The sequence below is a fragment of the Providencia burhodogranariea DSM 19968 genome (genome assembly GCF_000314855.2).
Taxonomy (GTDB): domain Bacteria; phylum Pseudomonadota; class Gammaproteobacteria; order Enterobacterales; family Enterobacteriaceae; genus Providencia; species Providencia burhodogranariea.
Genome location: NZ_KB233224.1, coordinates 204,699 through 225,887, shown reverse-complemented (window position 1 = coordinate 225,887; position 21,189 = coordinate 204,699). Strand labels below are relative to the sequence as shown.

The following is a 21,189-nucleotide window of genomic DNA, read 5'->3' as shown; positions in this document are numbered from 1 at the left end:
TAGGTAATTATGAGCTAAATATAATCGTTAATTCAAATCATTACTGTGCTAATCATTCAGTTTTTAAGCTATGGTTTTTCCCCGTCTCGAACGCTTCTAAGGTCATTAAACGTGCTTGTTTATGATCAACAATCGGTGTTGGGTAATCTAAAATTACGCGAGTAGATTCTGCCCATTCATGAGGCGTGTGGATATATTGGTCTGGCACAGTACGCAATTCGGGTAGCCAGTGACGCACAAACTTACCATCGGGATCAAACTTTTTGCCCTGAGTGGTTGGATTAAAAATTCGAAACCAAGGTGAAGCATCTATTCCAGTTGAGGCCGACCATTGCCAGCCACCATTGTTGGCGGCTAATGTGCCATCAATTAATTGTTGTATAAAATATTGCTCGCCACGGCGCCAATCAATTAATAAATCTTTTACCAAAAAGCTGGCTGTGATCATCCGTAAACGGTTGTGCATCCAACCTGTTGTATTGAGCTGACGCATGGCTGCATCAACAATTGGATAACCCGTTAAGCCATTTTTCCAAGCATTGAAGTCAGTATCAGAGGAATTCCATTGAATGTGCTTTGTCCACTCAATAAACGGCTGATGGCGGCATAGGTGCGGAAATGCAACTAATAGATGATGATAGAACTCTCGCCAAATAAGCTCATTCAACCAAGTAAATGAACCGCTATCAGGGGAATCGAAAGTATGGGGATTCTCAGTAAGTAGACGATTAAGGCATTGGCGTGGTGATAAAACACCAACTGCTAAGTAAGGTGATAACTGGCTTGTTCCGTCAAGAGACGGGATATCTCGATTTTGCTGGTAATCTTGCGCTCTCTCACGACAAAACAACCTGAGTCGCTGTAATGCAGCTACTTCTCCAGAAGGAAAATGAGCAGCAATCTCGACAGCATCATGTTCGAATAACAGTTGTTGCTTTTCAATTGAGAGAATTGCGCCTCGCGATTTAGGTGCGGGCACAGAACGAAAATCGGTAACAGTAAGTTGCGTAACAAAGGCACGACGGAATGGCGTATAGACTTGATACATTTCGCCTTTTTGGTTACTGACTGATTTTGGTGGTAATAACAGTGCATCGTCAAAGGCATGAACACGAAATGAAGGTTGTTGTTTTATCAGCCATTCATCACGGTTTCGTTCATTCAATTCATATTGATGATTAAAAAAGAGAGCATCTGCTTGCTGCTGCTCGGCAAAGTCTAGTACCCACTGCGCAGCACTTAAAAAATCAGGAGTAGTTTGGCAGATTAACGGAATACCCAATTTTGCCAATGAATCACGCAGCTCAATCAGGTTTTGATGTAAAAAAGTGATTTGGCGCGGGGAAACATCATGTGCTCGCCACTGTTCAGGTGTTGCTGTAAACAGGGCGAGTACTTTTGCTTGTGGATCAGAGCAAGCAGAAGATAGCGCTTTATTGTCCATGACCCTAAGGTCGTTACGAAACCAGACTAAGTGACAAGCCTGTTCTTGCGCCATCGTTCTACTCCTTGCCTACATAGGCTTAATCCAATTTAGGATGCTGATTGATCAATGATTGACGTTTTTTCTCAAGTTCAGCAATCTGCTCATCAATATCTTCAACTTTTTGCTCAATATTGTCGTAGTGCTCACTTAAGATTTCTTTCGCTTCGGCTTTATCGGATGCCGCAGGCGTTGCCCCTCTCAGTGGCTTATTAGCCGTTTCTGGCATTTTAATACCAGTGTACAAGCCAATTAATGCAATCACCATTAAATAATATGCAGGCATATATAAGTTGTTAGTTGATTCAACCAACCAAGCAGCCACCGTTGGTGTTGCACCTGCAATCAAGACTGAAATATTAAAGGCAATCGCTAATGCACTATACCGAATATGGGTTGGGAAAATTGATGGCAAGATAGAGGCCATTACACCAGTAAAGCAGTTAAGCAGAACCGCGAGGATCAGTAAGCCCACGAAAATGAGACCAACAGAACCACTGGTAATTAGCATAAAGGCTGGATACGCTAATATAATCAGACCCACGCTCCCAGCAATAACGAATGGTCTGCGACCAATTTTATCACTGGTTAAACCAATAATTGGTTGAACAAATAGCATACCAATCATGATAGCAATAATGATAAGTACACCATGGTCAGCTGAGTAATTTAGATTGTGTGACAGATAGCTTGGCATATAAGTCAGCAGCATATAATAAGTTACGTTAGTAGCGATAACTAACCCAACGCAGACCATCAAGCTTTTCCAATATTTAGAGACCACTTCACGGAAAGAGACTTTCGGTGGATTTTGGATATTCGCTTTATCTTGTTTTTCAAGCGTTTCAATATGCTGTTGGAATGCGGGTGTTTCTTCAAGAGCATGACGTAAATACAGGCCAATGATACCCAGTGGTAATGCTAAGAAGAATGGAATTCTCCAGCCCCAATCATGGAAGCTTTCTTCACCGACAAGGCTTGAAATAAGAACTACAACTCCAGCACCTAACACGAAGCCTGCGATAGAACCAAAGTCTAACCAACTTCCCATAAAGCCACGTTTACGGTCAGGTGAGTACTCTGCAACGAATATGGCAGCGCCTGAATATTCACCACCTACGGAGAAACCTTGTGCTAGTTTTGCTAATAACAGCAAGATTGGAGCCCAAATACCAATGCTGGCGTATGATGGAATTAAACCAATACAGAAGGTACTGACCGACATAATGATGATAGTAACTGACAAGACTTTTTGTCGGCCATATTTATCACCCAAGATCCCAAAGACTACGCCCCCAAGTGGTCGTACTAAGAAAGGCACAGAGAATGTTGCTAGTGCAGCAATCATCTGAACGCTCGGTGATGCGTCTGGGAAGAAGACCTGACCCAGTACATAAGCAAGGAAGCCGTATACACCAAAGTCAAACCACTCCATCGCATTACCCAGCGAAGCAGCAGTGATCGCTTTTTTCAATTTACCATCATCAATAATAGTTATATCATTAATATTTAATGGTTTTTCTTTTTTCTTTCTGAATTTCATGGAACCATCCTCTTATCTGAATTCAAAAAACGTAATGAACTGCATTCATGATATATGCGTGTGGCGTTCATATCTCGCTTACGCCAGATAAAAATAGAGACTGTTATATTAGAATAGTCGTTATCTATAGAATGCATAAAAAATTTATATGTTATCGGCAAAAATCATCAGCATGAATAATATTGATGCTATTTCATGACTGATTTGCTATTGCAATTTAGGTGAGAAAACCACCACTAACAACGACGAAGGGCAATGCAAAAGGAAGGGAAAAATAATGCGTGTCTTGGTTGTAAAAGAAGCAAAATGGGTACCTTTAAATGACCTAACATTTGATTGATAATACAATAATATCGATTAAATGTAAAATATAGGCTATTTATACTGGTTTATAACTAGATGATGTTGCTTTGCTCTTGTTACTTGTTTTATGGTGGATTTTAATGACATAACGACTAGGTTGATTTTTTTTGTGTGATATTGATATGATATTTTTTGCGGACCTTAAATTTATAATTATGGAATAATCATGACTGTTGGTAAATTTAGCCAATCATGGAATGTGAATAAACTTCATCGCTTACCATTTCTGGGTTATAGCATTGCTTGGTATTTTATTAGTAACATTGTGATTCAGCTTTTGGCAATAAATACATCGTATGATCCAGTAGCAGATATTCAAAATACTGAGATTTTTAATCCTTTTTTATATCCAGACGGAAGCATTGATTTTAGTTTTGTATTATTTTTTTTACTCAATTTATATGTTCTAAGTTTGCTAACAGTTCAGCGGCTAAGAGATATGGGTGTTAAAATAGCGAAACCATTAGGAATTTCATTTACGCTTTTTGTAACAATAGGTTACGATATTTCCATCTTAATGTTAAATTTCAACATAGCTGTTATGGGGATGTTTTTTATCGCTATTTGTTATTTGATTTTATTATTTTCACCACCAAGATAATCAATAAATAACATATTGAATTGGATTATATTTTATCGATATTCCAATTCAGAATGGTCGTTGAATACGGGGAGTATATTTTTTTGTATGAACTTATGTTTGGTATGAATATATTTACTTATCCTGCATTTCACATCATCTTTGGATATTAATAGCGGATTATACTATTCTAGAATGTTATTTTTTTGATTGATAGGAACAGGAAGATTAATTAGCTAAACTAAGCTCAGTAATAAGGAATTAGTTTAATACTGAGGAAGTATCGTACCAAAATATACTTGTCTAGTACAAGTAGCACAAAGTTTGTGTTATCAGAATTATTCTTTGTGAATAATTTAAACCTTATCAGACTTAGAAAGAGTGCCATTATGAAAAAACAGACTGTTGCAACCTATATTGCGAAATTACTGGATAATGCAGGTGTCGAGCGTATCTGGGGGGTTACTGGTGATTCACTGAATGGTTTGAGTGATAGCTTACGCCGTCTTGGTACTATCGAATGGTTAGGAACTCGTCATGAAGAAGTAGCTGCTTTTGCAGCGGGAGCAGAAGCTCAAATAACCGGTAATCTTGCCGTCTGTGCAGGTTCTTGTGGTCCAGGTAATATGCACCTCATCAACGGTCTGTATGATTGTCATCGTAATCGTGTACCCGTCTTAGCAATTGCAGCTCATATTCCATCCAGTGAAATCGGTAGTAATTATTTTCAGGAAACGCATCCTACTGAATTATTTCGCGGATGTAGCCACTATTGTGAAATGATTTCTAATCCTGAACAATTGCCGCAAGTCCTCGGTATTGCAATGCGTAAGGCGATTCTCGAAAGAGGGGTTTCAGTAATTGTTCTGCCAGGCGATATTGCATTAAGCGAAGCGCCAGACACTGCTAATGAGAATAAATGGTATCAGCCGCAAGCACCACTTATCATGCCTCAGCCCACTGAAATCGCTAAACTGGCAGAAGCACTCAATGAATCGGAGAATATTACTCTGTTTTGTGGTGCTGGCTGTGCGGGCGCTCATGATGAAGTCATCAAATTGGCTGAAACATTGAAAGCACCGATTGTGCATGCACTTCGCGGTAAAGAGCATATTGAGTGGGACAACCCATATACGGTAGGAATGACTGGACTTATTGGTTTCTCATCGGGTTATCAGGCGATGATGAACGCAGATACTGTCGTTCTATTGGGAACACAATTTCCATATCGTGCATTTTATCCTACGGATGCAAAAATTATTCAAATTGATATCAATGCGGGTAGTTTGGGATCGCATTGCCAGCTAGATATGGGCATGATTGGTGATATTAAAGCGACACTCACCGCATTACAGCCTCATTTAGAGACTAAACAAAATCAGAAACACTTAGATAATGCTTTAAAAGATTATGCTAAAGCTCGTGAAGGTTTAGATGATTTGGCGAAGCCGGGTAAAGAAGGTGTTATTCATCCTCAATATCTGGCTAGCCGAATCAGTGAGCTAGCGAATGACGATGCGGTCTTTACTTGTGATGTAGGAACACCAACAGTCTGGTCGGCACGCTATTTGAAAATGAATGGTAAACGTCGTTTGATCGGCTCATTCAATCATGGCTCCATGGCAAATGCGATGCCACAGGCAATGGGTATCCAGTCTGTAGATAAAAAACGCCAAGTAGTCACGCTGAGTGGTGATGGTGGCTTCAGTATGTTGATGGGCGATCTATTATCACTGGTTCAATTAAATTTACCCGTCAAGGTCGTTATCTTCAATAACAGCGTACTGGGTTTTGTGGCGATGGAAATGAAGGCTGCAGGTTTCTTAACTGAAGGCACAGATTTGCATAATCCTAACTTTGCGGCAGTTGCTAATGCAGCGGGTATCAAAGGGATCCGTGTTGAGCACAGTGATGACGTTGATGCAGCATTGAAAGAAGCATTTGCTCATGATGGCCCGGTAGTGGTTGATGTTGTGACGGCAAAACAAGAGCTTTCTATGCCACCAACAATAAATGTTGAAGAGGCTAAAGGCTTCAGTCTGTATATGATGAAAGCCATTCTGAGTGGTCGTGGTGATGAAGTTGTCGAGTTAGCGAAAACTAACTGGTTACGTTAATGTGGAAATCCAATTCGGCGTTATGCCGAATTGGGTTTTTCTAAGAAACTCTCAATTAAGTAAAATTGTGTAGGGTGATATTTTCTTAGAAATCTTTATATCAAAATGATAAAAGCCCTGACATTAAGTATTGTCAGGGCTTTTAAGGTACTGCAAATTGTATTTTTAACATTAAGAACTTATTAACTTAATACTACCTTGATACTGCATTTAAAATGTACACGCTTATTACAATATGGATACTACTAACTTACTGACTTTTCTCCATATAATTTTGGTCGTAAAAATTGTCATCATATCGATGAACTAAACTAGTACACTCCCCTCGCGATATAGACTCTTGATGCGTTGCTTTACTCGTTTTGCTAACTATTGCAGTTGCAAATTAACTCGTGATTCAAAGCGTTACATCATCGCGTTTAAACATTACTACTTTAACTTGATACAAAATTTAAAATATACACACCTGTAAAAATATAGGTACTGATTGGTCTCCATATAATATTCGTTATAAAAACGGTCATCATAAAGATTATCTAAATTAGTACAGCTCCCCTCGCGATATAGACTCTTGATACGTTGCTTTACTCAATTTCCTAACCATTGCAGTTAGAATTCAACTCATGATTCAAAGCCTTACATCATCGCGTTTAAACATTACTACTTTAACTTGATACTAAATTTAAAATGTACACACTTGTAAAAATATAGGTACTGATTGGTCTCCATATAATATTCGTTATAAAAACGGTCATCATAAAGATTATCTAAACAAGTATACTCCCCACGCGATATAGACTTTTAATACGTTGCTTTACTCGTTTGCTAACTATTAAAATTGCAACTCAACTCGTATTTCGAAGCCTTACATCATCGCGTTTATTTCTATATTAGCGGCAGCTTATTGAAGCTCTCGCTTTACTGCTTATAACAGCTTGCATTCTGCTGTTACATACGAATCTACAGCGTTTAAATTTTATGTCAATACTGTTTTTATTTACATAATCTAATTGTTAAAATAATGATTTTAGTATGTGGCAAACTCGTTATTTATATAATCACTAAAATACAAAACAATGCTTATTCAATATGAAAATATTTAAATATAAGAGTAGGTTATCATTGTTACTGGTTGCTTTACCATCATTGACAGAGCATCTGTGATACAAGGATAAGTCATCATTCTCATTATTTTCCTATATTATTCAATAACTAAAGTTAGTGATTCTTTGGTTTTTATTATTTTTGAAAGTCTAATGTGGTTAATGCAATAAATCTTGATGATGCTAATATTGTCGCAAAATAAATTTTGTTATTCTTATTCTTACTTTTGTAATGTAAATAATAAAAAGCCCCGACGTTAATACGTTCAGGGCTTTTAAGATATAACTAATTTTATATTTAACATTAAAGAATCAATAACATTTTAATATAGCATTTAAAATGTACACGCTTATTCTACAATATGGGTACTGATGGTCTCCATATAATATTCGTTATAAAAACGGTCATCATAAAGATGATCTAAACAAGTACACTCCCCACGCGATATATATTCTTGATGCGTTGCTTTATTCAAGTTGCTGACCATTGGAGTCACAACTAACTCAATAAATCGTAGCTTTACATCATCGCGCTTAACTCTATTTAGCTACAGCCTAATCGTGGCTTTCGCTTTACAAGTAACAGCATATGTATTGCTGTTACTTATGAATGTACAGCTTTTAAAACCTATGTCAATACTGTTTTTAATTACATAGCTTTATTATTAGAATAATTATTCCGAAGCAGGATTATTATTTTACCGAAATAACGAAATAATCCTTATTTAATATATCGTTAAACTATTATGAGTTCAGCTAAGTAGTAGCAAAGGATATCACAGACCAAGTTATTTTGAATAAAAGCTTGATTAATAACCGGCAGCAGATTGGCTGCGCCATAAATGTGCGGCAACTAGGGCTCGCCAAGGTGAAAATGCTTCAAGCCATTTTTCAGTTTCTTTGGCGGTTGGTTGAATTTCTATGCCCAAAAGTGGTTGTAAGTTGCGTCTTACTGCAACATCGCCATGTAAAGATCCATCGAGGTAGTTAAAGCCGCGCAAAAGTGCATAACTTACAGTCCAAGGCCCAATACCTTTTAGACGGATTAGCTGATCTGTCAGCTCCTGTGCATTGTGGTGATCGATTCGAGCCGATAAATCGATTTGTTTATTTAAAATAGCATCACAAAGTGCACGGATAGCGACAATTTTTCCCATTGAAAATCCTGTTTTCCGTAAAGTATCATCATCAACTGCGCTGACATGCTGCGCATCTGGAAAGCACCAAATACCGGATGAATGAACTGAGCCTGTCGCTTGAATAAAGCGTCGGCGTATTGCAATTGCTGCGGTAACACTGATTTGTTGACCAATAATTGCCCACACTAATGCTTCAAAAGCGCTAGCAGATTGGTAGATACGCAGCCCTCGCTGGTGGCTAATCAATTGACCAATAACGGGATGGGATAAGTATTGAACTTCAAATTTCTCGATATCTTGTTGTAAACCCAACATATGTTTGCCGAGTTCAACTACTTTCTGTTCGCAAGGAATAGCTTTTTGATCGTCAATATCAAGTGAAATTGTCGCGTTGCATTCACCGATAGCTATCACTAGTTGAGCAGAGGAACCTTCCCATAAAATGCCTTTGTGTAATAAGTTGCCTTCAACAATCTCTGCGATATTTTGTTGATCTCTTAAATGAAAGGCAAAAAAATCATTAGCTCGAAAATGAGGGGGCAGGGAAAGTTGAGCGGTAATAGTTGGCATTATGTTGACCTTTTTTAATGGATAGCCGTCATATCGTTAATATTATTCTGTCAGTTATTAATTTGATAGAACCTTTTGATTGTTAATTTCTTTTTTTTATTATCATTAAATATATATATATTAGAATTAAATAATATTTATTAACGTAATTGTTTTTAAGTAGCTTAGGCATTGTTATCCATTAGCAATGAGATGGGAGTTGTGGTGCTGTTTGACAGATAACTACATTGCTCTAAATCCTCAACTATTTATTTGATAAATAAGTATTTAATAAATATAGGTGCCCAATGACAACAATAGCGACTCCCTCATTACCTATTCTTAACCTAGAACACCTTAATGGGACAGCCGAAGAATATAATAATTTTCTTAATACACTGCGCCATGCTGCTCGAGATATTGGTTTCTTTTATCTGATCAATCATGGAATTGATAATTCGCTACAAGCTAATTTACAGCAAGAAGCTCGTCAATTTTTTGCTTTACCTGACGAAGCGAAACAAAAAGTAGGCATGATTAATTCACCGCATTTTCGTGGATATAACCGTGCTGCGGCTGAACTTACACGCGGTCAACCGGATTGGCGAGAGCAATTTGATATTGGGGCAGAGCGTCCGGCTCGAGTATTAAATGCAGATGATCCTCTTTGGTATCGGCTTCAAGGGCCAAATTTATGGCCAGAAGCACTGCCATCATTGAAATCAACATTACTAACTTGGCAAGACGCAATGACGCAGATGTCTTTAAGATTATTACAGGCTTTTGCTGAGGCACTCAGTCTGCCTAAGGATGCCTTTGATGTTTTGTACGGCGACAAGCCGAATGAACATATCAAATTGATCCGTTATCCGGGAAGAGATCCGATTCAAGGTGATCAAGGTGTCGGTGCCCATAAAGATGCTGGTTTCCTTAGCTTTCTATTACAAGACACACAACGTGGCTTGCAAGTTGAAGTAAGCCCTAATGAATGGATTGATGCAACGCCGATCCCTAATAGCTTTGTCGTTAATATTGGTGAGTTATTAGAGCTAGCAACTAATGGTTATCTGCGAGCAACGGTACACCGTGTGGTTTCTCCTCCAGCGGATAGCGACCGACTGTCAATTGCATTCTTTTTAGGTGCAAAGCTAGATGCTGTGGTTCCTATTTATGAACTGCCCAAAGAGCTGGCAAGTGAGGCTCTTGGCCCAGAAAGTGATCCACTCAACCCATTACTGCGTGATGTTGGTTGGAATTATCTCAAAGGACGTTTGCGTTCTCACCCTGATGTGGCCGAGCGTCATTATTCTGATGCCATACGTACTGAACGTGAACTGACTCTCTAAGAAATAGAATAGGAAAATTAATGATGAAAAAAATGATTACTGCATTAACAGGCATCGCATTATCTGTTTCTTTTGCTCTGAGTGCACAAGCGGCACCATTACGTGTTGCGGCCGACCCAGTACCGCATGCAGAAATTTTAGCGTATGTGAATAAAATAGACCCATCATTAGATCTGAAAATCGTGGAACTGAGTCCAGGCCTTAATGCTAATGAGCTTGTCGTAAATGGTGATGTTGATGCCAACTTCTTCCAACATTTGCCTTATTTGAAAAATCAGGAACAAGCACTCGGCAAAACGTTTACTGTCGTCGCGACCGTTCATCTTGAGCCATTAGGTATTTATTCAAGCAAACATAAAGATCTGAAATCTATTCCCGATGGTGCGAAAGTGGCCGTGCCTAACAATCCAACTAACTTAAGCCGTGCGCTATTCTTGCTACAGAATAATGGTTTGATCACGCTGAAAGAAGGTTTTAATGATCCGGCAACTAACCTCGCCACACCGAAAGACATTGCCGCAAATCCAAAAAAATTAAAAATATTGGAAGTTGATGCACCACAAATTATTCGTTCACTTGATGATGTCGATCTAGGCGTTATCAATGGCAACTTGGTTTTAGATGCGGGTTTATCTCCTGCGAAAGATTCACTGGCTCTCGAAGCGGTTGCCAACAACCCTTACGCAAATATTCTAGTCACAACGCCTGAACTAGCGAAAGACCCACGAATTGAAAAATTAGCCAAAGATCTTGAATCGCCAGAAGTCGCTAAATTTATTCTTGAAAAATACCAAGGATCAGTGATCCCTGTCACTGCCGTTAAACCATGATAGTCATTGACAGGCTGAGTAAGGTTTATACCGGAGAAGGCCGACCGGCATTGAACGATATTTCTCTCACCATTCCAACAGGTGCCATTTATGGCATCTTGGGACACAGTGGCGCGGGGAAAAGCACACTTATTCGCTGTCTTAATTTGTTGGAACGGCCTACTTCAGGCCGTATCACCGTGAGTGGACAAGAAATAACGAATCTTAGCGGGAGAAAACTGAATAAACATCGCCAGCGTACTGGAATGATTTTTCAGCATTTTAACTTGTTACATTCTCGTTCTGTTGCTGACAATATTGCCGTGCCATTGGAGATAATTGGTGTACCCGCTGCTCTGCGGAAGAAACGTGTTGCAGAGTTATTAGAATTGGTTGAATTAAGTGATAAAGCAAATGCTTTTCCATCACAACTGTCTGGTGGTCAGAAACAACGCGTTGGTATTGCTAGAGCGCTTGCTGCTGAGCCGGACTATTTGCTGTGTGATGAAGCAACAAGTGCGCTTGATCCCGAAATAACCCTGTCAATTTTGAATCTACTTAGCAATATCCATCGCCAGCTAGGGCTGACGATTGTACTAATAACGCATGAACTGGAAGTCGTAAAAAATATATGTGACCACGCTGCTTTACTCGAAAAGGGCGAGGTTCGTGAAAGTGGCAAGATTAGTGATCTTCTCCGCCAACCTGAGTCAATTTTACGCAAATTTTTATTATTTGATCACGAAACTGAACGTGCCTTTTTGCGCCGTCATGGTTTGGAAAAGGGGATATTATGCGCAGTAGCATGAGCTGGGAAGACTTATATCCCATTTTATTAAATGGGACTTTAGAAACGCTATATATGGTTCTGTTTGCTGCCTTATTTACTGTGCTGATTGGCTTGCCAGTGGGGATCGTATTATTTATTACTCGCCCAACTGGCGTATTTGCAATGCCTAAATTTAATGCATTGCTGGGAACTATCATCAACATTGGGCGTTCATTACCCTTTATTGTGTTACTGATTGCGCTTATTCCCTTTACGCGATTATTAATAGGAACAACCTTAGGAAGTACAGCGGCGATTGTTCCCATTACTATTGGTGCTTTTCCATTTTTCTCTCGGGTTGTTGAAAATGCACTCGATGAAGTTGATAAAGGGCGTATTGAAGCCATCTTATCGATGGGGGGAAATGTGTGGCATGTTATTAGTAAAGCCTTGTTGCCTGAAGCACTTCCTTCAATTTTAGCGGGAATTACCTTAACGATTGTATTGCTGATTGGTTTTTCTGCTATGGCTGGCGTTATTGGTGGCGGTGGATTAGGAGATTTAGCGATACGTTATGGTTATCTGCGTTTTAATGATCAAATTATGTTTGGTACGGTGTTATTACTGATTGTGATGGTACAAGGCGTCCAATCATTCGGTGATTATTTAGTACGGCGATTAGCCCACCGGCGTTAGATAAAAATATTGGAAGATAAAATATGATAACAGTGAAAGTAAAAATAAATCTTTTATTCAATAAGAATGAGCAACTCTGCAATGCCGCCAAAATATTTTCCTGTAATTATCCTTTTAACTGAAGGGATTAAAAATAAAAAATACTCGAGCAGAAAGATCTACGAAAAGATCTATGCATGCTAAGCTCAACCATTTTAAAAATGTATTAAATTAATAACAGATAAACAATTGCTTGAACTGACTTGGTGTGGGTTATACCCATACTGATTTTCCCGTTAAATATGCTAAAGGCGGGATTTTTAGTGGTTGCGCGGTTTCGGAGAAATAAAGATGTCCATTACAGATTTACTGCTCGCTTATTCCGTAAGCGCGTTATTTCTAACGCTTACCCCAGGACTCGATACTGCACTTGTGTTGCGAACAGCGATGGCGGAAGGCGGGAAAAAAGCATTTCAAGCGACACTGGGTATTGATACGGGTTGTTTTATTTGGGGCGCATTGGTTGCTTTTGGTTTAGCCGCATTACTCGCGTCATCTGAGCTAGCTTACAATATATTAAAATGGTGTGGGGCGTTATATCTATGTTGGTTAGGTTTTCAGCTAATTACGCGACCTCGTCGGGAATTTGACACCAGTAAAATCGAAAATGGCTCATCGAGCAATTGGTTTGTAAGAGGGATGTTGGGTAACGTTTTAAATCCTAAAATGGGCGTGTTTTACATTTCATTTTTACCGCAATTTATCCCATCAGGGCATTCACCCGTTATTTGGACATTTTTACTTGTTTCTATTCATGTTGTTATGGGGACAATTTGGTGTTTAACTTTAATTTTTGCTACTAAATACACATCGAGATTATTAAAAAAATCGGGTTTCATTAAGTGGATGGATCGCTCAACTGGCGGTGTATTTATGTTATTTGCAGCCAAATTAGCACTAAGTAGCCGATAAAAGATTGCTGAATAATATATTGAGGATAAAGCAAATGCCTACCAATTTTATGGACGGGCATTTGCACTATTATAATCTACGCGGTTTAAAGTAATTCAATGATGCCAGTTTGGCCATTAACTTTGACTTTTTGGCCATTAATTAAAGTATCCATAACGCGATATACCCCCATAACCGCAGGAAGTCCTAACTCACGAGCGGTCACGGCACCATGAGATAATGGGCCACCACTTTCTGTAATGATGCCAGATGCACGATAAAACAACGCGGTCCAAGCAGGGTTAGTCGTACGAGCAACTAATATTGCGCCCTGAGGGAAGTCAGCAAAATCTTCAGGTCCATGTACAAGGAATACCTCACCTTCAATAATGCCAGCACTTCCAGCGAGGCCTTTCAGTGAGTTTACATTTTTATCAATATCATCAGTGTGCATTTGTCCATAAATCCACTCTGGTGTTGATGCTTTAGCCTGTTGATAACCTTCTTTATTAGCGTAAATATGTTGACGTAATTCGCTAAATTGTTGAGGTGTTGGGTTCGATATTGCTTGTGCGAGATTCGCTTCATTGGCAAAGTAAACATCAGATGCGGTATCAATCACCTCCCTAATCACTAAACGCTCACCTAAAGCCTTTAAACCTCGACGCATTGGTAAAGCTAAACGAGTTGTTTGATAGTGCTCTAAATCGTCTAATGCAGTATAGCTACGAGCAAGGCGAATAATTTCTTGTAAGAAATAACGTAACTCTTCAGGGGCGTTAGCAATAAGTGAAAATTCAGTTTTTGATTGCTCAATCTTTTTGCTTAATGCACTTTCGGATTGCTTATTTTCTTCAAGTTCAGCCATGACTCTGATTTGTACTAAGACAATATGAGGCGCATCTAGCCATGTTGGATGATAGGCATCAAAGTCTAATTCGCGATGACCGTGATTGGTCAAGAATGTGCTAAATTTGGTGAAGAATTCTGGATGTTCTAGCTTTAACACCTGCATGATGGTTTCAGCATCAGGCTTATTTAAAAGCTCAAATAACTCCGGTACTACACGAACATCACGAGATAACTCCCAAAGCTCAAGGTTGACTTGCCCTGTCTTAGTTTCAGACATCCCAATTAAACTATCTAAAGTTTGGTGTGCTTGCTGTTCATTGCCATTAAAGAACATTTTCAATAGAGCAATTAATGCTGCATAAAGGGAACGCTGGGTGAGGGAAATAGCAATGTTGGGTAAAAAGTAATCGGAGCCAAGATTATTAATTCTTTGCACATAGTCCCATAACTGTTGCAGGTTTTTTTCCTGTAAGGGTTCGTTATATAACGCGCCTATGCCGATTAAATATTTATCTAAATCACGCATCCAGGTAATAGGGAGTTCTTGCACCCAAGCAAATTTACGGGCAATTTCCGGCAATGAGGCCAATAGTGTAGGTAAATCATTCATCAAAGACGTTGGTAGACGGTTATGGTAAAGCGCAACCGCATTTTGATTACCATAAATATAGTAATCTTTCATTCCAAACCATTTACCATTGAAAGACGGTAACCCCATCAAATTTAAGCTATAGTTGAGTGAGGCATGAAAACCAGCTTCACACATATCCCAAGTTAGCGGGGTGATAGGGTTAGGAAAACGTTCAGCCGATTCATCTCGAGTCCATACTGCCGCTATTTGGGTTACATTGCGTGATTGTAATAACCAAAGGTGTCCATCATGAAATGCCCATTCAATATCCTGTGGAAAATCAAAATATTGTTCAGCTTGTATCGCTAATTTGGCGACTAATTTGCATTGCTCATCATTTAATGTGCTCTGCGATTGAGCTGTGATATCAAGGGAAACTGTTTCGGTTCCAGTTGCTGTCATAATAATCGCTTGATGTTTATCAGCAATAACTTTATCTGTGACCTGCAAGCTTTCTCGTGCAACTTGATATTCATCGATAGGATCTTCACCACCGACAACAGTTTCACCGAGGCCAAATGCAGCATTAATTAGTACAGATGATAAATCACCTTGAACGGGATTAATTGAAAATGCAACACCCGCGGCTTCATTTGCTCTCACATCTACCATGCGTTGTAATACAATTGCCATTGCCGCTTGTGAATGTTCGAGTTGTAGGTGCTGGCGATAAAGCATCACATGGGTATGCCAAAGGGATGCATAACATTGGCGTATAGCATCATGTAAATCCGTTAAAGTACGAACCCCTAAAATGGTATCGTGTTGACCAGCAAAGGCGGCACCTGGCATATCTTCAAGTGTTCCTGATGACCGCACAGCTAAAGGGGTAGACGTGAGTTTAGCTTCTGCTAAATAGGTGTTGATTGCTTGAATTAATGAATTAGGAAGTGGAGTAGATAATATTAACTCACGAATGAAGTCGCTGGCATTTTGCTCATTACCAGCATGCTGCACTAATAAGGTATTAATTTTTGATAATAGCGGAGTAATAAACTGTTGGTATGCTAAACAAGAAATAATTAATCCATCAGGTACAGGTAAAGCCTGAATAGTTTTAACTAAACTTGCGCCTTTTCCTCCGCTTATAGCCGTAGCCGCAGCGTTAATATCATTAATTTTATAAATAAGATCCATGGGAAATTTTCTCTTGTTTCACGGTGAATGACAGAACGAAAATAGCGAGAACTGCACCTAGAATGACATCCACACCATAGTGATAATGTAAATAAACAGTTGCGACAATAAGCCCAATAGCGAATGGTAATAAACACAAGGCTGTTCGTTTATAGCCGGTAATAAATAGAAACCCTAAAATATAAAGAGTAATGCCACTATGAAGACTTGGAAAAACATCCATTCCGGTAATACCTTTTGCCACCATATCGGTTAGGAATAATGTCATGGGTCCATCATTTACGGGGTAAGAAAATAATTCAGGGTAAGCCGCATAAGGCCCCGCAGCAGGCAATATAAAATAACCAATAAAACCAATTAGGTACATGAGCATTAGCCCAAAGAAATAAGCTTTAGTATGGGGATTCTTTCGCTGTAAAAAGAAGAAAAGTACGCTACCAATAATCAGAAAGTAGAAACTAAAATAGCAAAAGGAAATAAACTCACTTAACCAAGGTGAATGCAGCTGAACCGCTCTGAGAGGTAAACTTTTACCATACCAAAAAGTAGTATCCCATTTGAATAGTAAGGCATCAGCACTCCAAGAATAAAAAGCTAAACGTATCGCTTTAAATAAAGGAAAAACTGCCCAACAAGTTGCTAATTGTAATAAACCGAACCAATATCGTCTTGAAGTATGTTGATTACGCTTTTTTCCCATAAAAATCATTAGACACCAAAGTATTGCACCAATGATTATTGATGATAGGAAAGAATCCATTAATCCGGTAATAAAAGTTCCTACTGTTCCCATTAACCAAATAATAAATAATTCTAGGCTAAATAGTGTATTGAGATAACGAGGTAACTGAATGTTGTTCATATTAATGAGTCTTGATTATGAATAAATAGCCTATTAGAGCACTCGCTAGGCTAATTAAAATAAATTTTGGCCATATGAATAGTGAAATAGCAATGATAGGTAACCAAATTAAACCTGCGAGGCTTCCACCCAATATTTTAAAAAAGGAAATGGTATTACGCGCATCCGCGTAGCGTGATGTAAACAATGCTGCAAGTAGAATCGGTAATAGGATAAACATTAAACAAAACCCCAACCAACGTACAGCATGATTTTTTTTAATAGGTTCAGATTTAATCGCCGGAAAATTCTCGGGGGTTTGTTGATAATCAAGAAATGCTGTTGCATATGAATTACCTTGATGATTCTCATACGCAGCATGGTGAGTCGCATCATTAAATATCTGTTCATTTAGGCAATTTACAGAAACAGCGTCGAGTGCATCACTGATTTGTGTATGTATATTTTTTTCCCATTCACGTTCACTCTGTTCTTGTTGAGAGATGATTTCAATCGGCTTACCAATAAATATTTCTGCTTTACTGGCAAATTTATCAGGTTCGCTATAGAACAAGCCAACAGGAATAACATTAAAATCGACCTTCAAAGAGATCAATGTTCGAATTATTCTTGCAGCTCCACGTTGATAAGGTAAAGGCTTATAACCCCATTCACTACTTCCCTCTGGAAATAACATCAGGGAGCCACCTGCTGATATATGTGCTACTCCAGCATCAACAGGGCTATCAAAACTATTTGCAGTTATATTAAAGCGCATTTTGTCTTTTTTACGTACCACGGGAATACCCGTAAAAAATAATCGCATAACAGCGCTATTTAGTAATTGAATAGAGGCTAATGCTTGAGCTAAGGGAAAAGCTTTTAATATAAGGTAGCCATCAAATGCGCTATTTCGATGACTACATAAAATAAGTGTTGGTTTGTTCGTTGAGAGGCTATCAATATTCCCCTGTAGAGTACATCCAGGATAATAAATGCTTCTTATAACGCTTGAGATAAGCCGATAATAGGAAGAAAGTGGTGCACCTGCGATTAGTAAAGGTTGTTTTTCTTTATGTTCCATTGTTATCTCAATAGCACCTCAGAATACGGTTCAATTAACTCTACATATCCGATAATAAATCAGTTTCGTAGTGGCAATTTGATTTTTCAGACGAAACTGATCATTGTAGTGAAACCTTTTTATTCTTTTTTACGCCCTAACATGGCGATATCAAATATAAGGCTACGTATATTTGGCGTATAATTAACTAATTTTCGATGCGTTTTTGCTTGGCTGATGAAAGCAAATTCATTCCCCCAAGGATGCTGGTTTTTATCTCGAATAACTGGTCCTTCCCATTCTTGTAGTAGTTCATCTACAGGTAAATGGTCATCACCGGGAGATAGTGCTTGTGAGGCAAGATGGGGATAATGACGAAGTATATCTTTGGATCGTAAATACCAATGACCCTTATCATAAATCGCTTTTTTTACTGCTTGATGATTGTCACTAAGATACCAAACTTGTGGTACAGCTCTATCTGCTGGCGTTCTTCTTGCCGTACTTTCTGCAAAAGATTTCGCACTACTTAAATTTTCAACGAGTTGATTCCTATTTCGCTGACACTGTGGGGATATCGTTTTCATTCCCTGACGGTATGGACCCATATGAAAGGATTTCCAACACTCAGGATCATAAATATTAAACTCTTTTATTTCATTACCTTTACCATCAATAACTTGAGGTGAATAAGGCAGTAACTGATAGGCGCTCGGATATCCTGCAATATCATCAGGAGTAAACCCGTTAAATAGGCGACTTCCAGCATAATAACCAGTTTGAAACATAGATAAAGCCTGAAAGGTACCAGACCAAGGCGGTCCAAATGCATACCATTTAGCGATAGAATCACGAGTTTGTGGGGTTGTTGATTGCAAAAAATAGCGAATAGCGCAATTAGAGGCAGATTGAGCAATTAAAATGATTTTTTGTTGTTCGCCATAGATTTGCCGTATACGCTTGATTTCATTATCAAGCATAGAGGCTAATAAACGATGATCTGCTCGCCAATCGTGCGCGAGAAAAAATAAATCTACGCCTTCACGGTAGTTTAATACTCGCTCTAGCGACATTTTCAAATCCATCGTAATAAAAATATCAGCTATTCCAGGAATAATCGTAAATGAATGAAGTTGTTTTGCACTGTTTGCTGCGAGAATTTGCGATTGTTTATCGAGGGGATATTCATAATCATTTTTACGAAATATTCCTTTATGATTACCCCAAATAATCGACTGATTTTTGAGGTCATATAGCTTACTCCCTAATATACCGGGGAGATAAATAATCGGTAGATTATGTTGTTGCCCTGCCAGTCCTGCATGTTGCAGATTTTGTGCAATGATTTGCGCTTTAATTGCGGCATATCCCCAGTTCAAAAACATGTTTGTTGCCTCTCCATGGTGTGAAAAACATCTAGGGGGGTATTGATTGATTTTTATCCAGTTAATGGCATTTTAATAACTAGAATTATTTTGTGTTTATTGTACGCAGGTTTTACATAATATTTTTATTGTGATTAATCTTAGTTTGAGATTTTAAATTTGAATTTCAAAGGTGATATCTTAATCAAAAAGAGTTAAATTTAAATCTGATGAATGCGAACGTAGTATTCACTCTTTAGCGGGTTTCATTAAAGTGGTTAATTGAGACAAAGCAAGGATGTGATGATGAATAATTCAGAAGATCGCTCTGTACTTGGCGGTAATCATGATACACCTTCGATGAAGGCACCTAATGCAATGCCAGTTGCATCGAATTATCAGCCTGCGCCCAAACTCGAAGGGCTAGGCGGATGGTTAATTCTGCCAATGTTAGGGTTAATTATCTCTGTTTTCTATCTACCTTTCAGTTTTTGGATGACATATCCCGATATATTTGAATATTGGGATGAGTTGACGGATCCTGTATCATCCGCGTTCATTCCATTATTCAAAGAGTTAATCTATTTTGAAGTGCTCGGAAACGTTATTCTTTATGGCACGCTATTATTTCTTTGCTATCTCTTTTTTACCAAAAAAAGACTGACCGTTAGAGTGAGTATTTTCTTTTATCTATTTTCTTTAACGTTAATTATTGCAGACGTTATCCTTGCTAAACAGCTACTTACATTACCCGTTGAATCAACGGATATTCGAGATATTTTACGAGGTGTGGTTGCTTGCATTATTTGGATTCCTTATTTTTTAAAATCTGTTCGAGTGAAGAATACGTTTGTTAATTAGCCAATAAACCGACTTTGTGGTGACCAAAAGGAGGGGAATATGATTTACTGTAAAAGAGTCTATGAGTCCGTATCACCCGAAGATGGGTATCGCGTTCTGGTTGATCGACTATGGCCAAGAGGAATTAAAAAAACGGATTTACAGTACCGAGAGTGGAATAAAGAGGTTGCGCCTTCTAATGAGTTACGCAAATGGTTTCACCAAAACACTGATCAATTTAGCGCGTTTATTGAACGTTATTATCAAGAGTTGAATAATAACCCTCAGTCGTGGGTAGCTCTCATCGAAAAAGCTCAGCAAGGTAATCTCACTTTACTCTACAGCGCGAAAGATGCAGAACATAATCAGGCTCAGGTATTAAAAGCGTTTATTGAGGAAAACATTCAGTCATTAGACAAATAAGTATTGTTACTATAAATAAAACTGATCATGAAGATTACTGAACCCTAATTTGTTTATTAGAAGGTTATGACGAATGGATGTAAATCAACCCGTAGTTTCTCCGGAACAATCTACTTTAGCGACGAATACCCAAAAAGCACCACTTAAAGGAATTGGTGGATGGCTTATTTTACCCGTCGTTGGGTTATTTTATATGTTGTATCAGACTGTGATGATGGTGCTATTCGATATTAACCAAGTCAAAACAGTATGGCCTCTTGCGACAAATGTAGATTCTGACTTTTATGTATCTGGATTTTCAGGTGCATTCTATACATTACAAGTAAGTCATAGTTTATTGATTGCTTTACTCATATGGACCTTTATCGCCGCGTTGAAATGGCAAAAAAAGGCAAAGCACTTATTTATTATTACCATGGTGTTTTACGTATTAATGGTGGTTTTTTCACGCTTTGTTTTCCCAAATATATTTGGGATTGAAATTAAATATAGCTATATGACGACGTTGGCAAATAGCGTTTTTTATTGTTTTATTTGGCTCCCCTATTTCTTCTTATCAGATAGAGTTAAACAAACATTTGTTCGCTAACTTATTGAAAATAGGCTATCCA

At 38.4% G+C, this 21,189-nt stretch carries 17 protein-coding genes; 10 read left to right on the top strand and 7 right to left on the bottom strand.

Going from position 1 to position 21,189, the window contains the following annotated elements:
* Window positions 1-52 precede the first annotated feature (52 nt).
* Both phrB and proP read right to left on the bottom strand, forming a co-directional pair.
* Window positions 53-1,498, bottom strand: coding sequence for a deoxyribodipyrimidine photo-lyase (phrB, locus tag OOA_RS15025; protein ID WP_008913014.1), 1,446 nt, complete (start codon window positions 1,496-1,498; stop codon window positions 53-55).
* A gap of 25 nt (window positions 1,499-1,523) precedes the next feature.
* Window positions 1,524-3,026 carry a glycine betaine/L-proline transporter ProP gene (gene proP, locus OOA_RS15020; protein ID WP_008913013.1) on the bottom strand — a complete coding sequence of 501 codons (1,503 nt, stop codon included), beginning with the start codon at window positions 3,024-3,026 and terminating at the stop codon, window positions 1,524-1,526.
* 529 nt (window positions 3,027-3,555) lie between these two features.
* On the opposite strand from proP, the gene OOA_RS15015 reads away from it, so the two are divergent.
* The gene (locus tag OOA_RS15015; RefSeq protein WP_008913012.1) at window positions 3,556-3,990 is read left to right on the top strand and encodes a hypothetical protein; all 435 of its coding nucleotides are present in this window, start codon (window positions 3,556-3,558) and stop codon (window positions 3,988-3,990) included.
* 368 nt (window positions 3,991-4,358) lie between these two features.
* Entirely contained in the window at window positions 4,359-6,086 is a 1,728-nt protein-coding gene (gene poxB, locus OOA_RS15010; protein ID WP_008913011.1) for a ubiquinone-dependent pyruvate dehydrogenase, read from the top strand.
* Window positions 6,087-7,998: 1,912 nt separating this feature from the next.
* Here poxB and OOA_RS15005 read toward each other — a convergent pair.
* Complete coding sequence (locus OOA_RS15005; RefSeq protein ID WP_008913010.1) at window positions 7,999-8,898, bottom strand: DNA-3-methyladenine glycosylase family protein; 900 nt, start codon at window positions 8,896-8,898, stop codon at window positions 7,999-8,001.
* 287 nt (window positions 8,899-9,185) lie between these two features.
* Here OOA_RS15005 and OOA_RS15000 point away from each other — a divergent pair, with 287 nt between their 5' ends.
* From OOA_RS15000 to OOA_RS14980, 5 genes are all read left to right on the top strand, one after another.
* Window positions 9,186-10,223, top strand: coding sequence for an isopenicillin N synthase family dioxygenase (locus OOA_RS15000; protein WP_008913009.1), 1,038 nt, complete (start codon window positions 9,186-9,188; stop codon window positions 10,221-10,223).
* 20 nt (window positions 10,224-10,243) lie between these two features.
* Window positions 10,244-11,053, top strand: coding sequence for a MetQ/NlpA family ABC transporter substrate-binding protein (locus OOA_RS14995; protein WP_008913008.1), 810 nt, complete (start codon window positions 10,244-10,246; stop codon window positions 11,051-11,053).
* Window positions 11,050-11,841: a methionine ABC transporter ATP-binding protein gene (locus OOA_RS14990; RefSeq protein WP_008913007.1), complete on the top strand. Its 792-nt coding sequence runs from the start codon at window positions 11,050-11,052 to the stop codon at window positions 11,839-11,841. Before OOA_RS14995 ends, OOA_RS14990 begins: the two co-directional genes overlap by 4 nt.
* Entirely contained in the window at window positions 11,838-12,497 is a 660-nt protein-coding gene (locus tag OOA_RS14985; RefSeq protein WP_169316245.1) for a methionine ABC transporter permease, read from the top strand. The genes OOA_RS14990 and OOA_RS14985 overlap by 4 nt, the downstream gene beginning before the upstream one ends.
* Before the next feature lie 330 nt (window positions 12,498-12,827).
* Window positions 12,828-13,448 (top strand): LysE family translocator, encoded by a 621-nt coding sequence (locus OOA_RS14980; protein WP_008913005.1) that lies wholly within the window; start codon window positions 12,828-12,830, stop codon window positions 13,446-13,448.
* Between the two features lie 85 nt (window positions 13,449-13,533).
* Here the strand turns inward: OOA_RS14980 and OOA_RS14975 are convergent, their stop codons facing one another.
* The 4 genes from OOA_RS14975 to OOA_RS14960 form a co-directional block, all read right to left on the bottom strand.
* Complete coding sequence (locus tag OOA_RS14975; RefSeq protein WP_008913004.1) at window positions 13,534-16,047, bottom strand: PEP/pyruvate-binding domain-containing protein; 2,514 nt, start codon at window positions 16,045-16,047, stop codon at window positions 13,534-13,536.
* Window positions 16,031-16,909, bottom strand: a complete 879-nt coding sequence (locus tag OOA_RS14970) for a phosphatase PAP2 family protein (protein WP_008913003.1) — start codon at window positions 16,907-16,909, stop codon at window positions 16,031-16,033. The genes OOA_RS14975 and OOA_RS14970 overlap by 17 nt, the downstream gene beginning before the upstream one ends.
* Before the next feature lies 1 nt (window position 16,910).
* Window positions 16,911-17,972: a lysophospholipid acyltransferase family protein gene (locus OOA_RS14965; protein WP_008913002.1), complete on the bottom strand. Its 1,062-nt coding sequence runs from the start codon at window positions 17,970-17,972 to the stop codon at window positions 16,911-16,913.
* Between the two features lie 119 nt (window positions 17,973-18,091).
* Window positions 18,092-19,336: a lipase/acyltransferase domain-containing protein gene (locus OOA_RS14960; RefSeq protein WP_008913001.1), complete on the bottom strand. Its 1,245-nt coding sequence runs from the start codon at window positions 19,334-19,336 to the stop codon at window positions 18,092-18,094.
* Window positions 19,337-19,621: 285 nt separating this feature from the next.
* Here OOA_RS14960 and OOA_RS14955 point away from each other — a divergent pair, with 285 nt between their 5' ends.
* From OOA_RS14955 to OOA_RS14945, 3 genes are all read left to right on the top strand, one after another.
* Window positions 19,622-20,176 (top strand): DUF2569 domain-containing protein, encoded by a 555-nt coding sequence (locus OOA_RS14955; protein WP_008913000.1) that lies wholly within the window; start codon window positions 19,622-19,624, stop codon window positions 20,174-20,176.
* Between the two features lie 39 nt (window positions 20,177-20,215).
* Complete coding sequence (locus OOA_RS14950) at window positions 20,216-20,578, top strand: DUF488 domain-containing protein (protein WP_008912999.1); 363 nt, start codon at window positions 20,216-20,218, stop codon at window positions 20,576-20,578.
* Between the two features lie 73 nt (window positions 20,579-20,651).
* Complete coding sequence (locus OOA_RS14945; RefSeq protein WP_008912998.1) at window positions 20,652-21,167, top strand: DUF2569 domain-containing protein; 516 nt, start codon at window positions 20,652-20,654, stop codon at window positions 21,165-21,167.
* The last annotated feature ends 22 nt before the right edge of the window (window positions 21,168-21,189 follow it).

Bases quoted from the DNA above. Each gene is read 5' to 3' on its own strand.
- OOA_RS14970 (WP_008913003.1), bottom strand. From the start codon at position 16,909: ATGAACAACATTCAGTTACCTCGTTATCTCAATACACTATTTAGCCTA.
- OOA_RS14960 (WP_008913001.1), bottom strand. From the start codon at position 19,336: ATGTTTTTGAACTGGGGATATGCCGCAATTAAAGCGCAAATCATTGCA.
- OOA_RS14995 (WP_008913008.1), top strand. From the start codon at position 10,244: ATGATGAAAAAAATGATTACTGCATTAACAGGCATCGCATTATCTGTT.
- proP (WP_008913013.1), bottom strand. From the start codon at position 3,026: ATGAAATTCAGAAAGAAAAAAGAAAAACCATTAAATATTAATGATATA.
- OOA_RS14955 (WP_008913000.1), top strand. From the start codon at position 19,622: ATGAATAATTCAGAAGATCGCTCTGTACTTGGCGGTAATCATGATACA.
- OOA_RS14985 (WP_169316245.1), top strand. From the start codon at position 11,838: ATGAGCTGGGAAGACTTATATCCCATTTTATTAAATGGGACTTTAGAA.
- OOA_RS15000 (WP_008913009.1), top strand. From the start codon at position 9,186: ATGACAACAATAGCGACTCCCTCATTACCTATTCTTAACCTAGAACAC.
- poxB (WP_008913011.1), top strand. From the start codon at position 4,359: ATGAAAAAACAGACTGTTGCAACCTATATTGCGAAATTACTGGATAAT.
- OOA_RS14950 (WP_008912999.1), top strand. From the start codon at position 20,216: ATGATTTACTGTAAAAGAGTCTATGAGTCCGTATCACCCGAAGATGGG.
- phrB (WP_008913014.1), bottom strand. From the start codon at position 1,498: ATGGCGCAAGAACAGGCTTGTCACTTAGTCTGGTTTCGTAACGACCTT.
- OOA_RS14990 (WP_008913007.1), top strand. From the start codon at position 11,050: ATGATAGTCATTGACAGGCTGAGTAAGGTTTATACCGGAGAAGGCCGA.
- OOA_RS14945 (WP_008912998.1), top strand. From the start codon at position 20,652: ATGGATGTAAATCAACCCGTAGTTTCTCCGGAACAATCTACTTTAGCG.
- OOA_RS14965 (WP_008913002.1), bottom strand. From the start codon at position 17,972: ATGGAACATAAAGAAAAACAACCTTTACTAATCGCAGGTGCACCACTT.
- OOA_RS15015 (WP_008913012.1), top strand. From the start codon at position 3,556: ATGACTGTTGGTAAATTTAGCCAATCATGGAATGTGAATAAACTTCAT.
- OOA_RS15005 (WP_008913010.1), bottom strand. From the start codon at position 8,898: ATGCCAACTATTACCGCTCAACTTTCCCTGCCCCCTCATTTTCGAGCT.
- OOA_RS14980 (WP_008913005.1), top strand. From the start codon at position 12,828: ATGTCCATTACAGATTTACTGCTCGCTTATTCCGTAAGCGCGTTATTT.
- OOA_RS14975 (WP_008913004.1), bottom strand. From the start codon at position 16,047: ATGGATCTTATTTATAAAATTAATGATATTAACGCTGCGGCTACGGCT.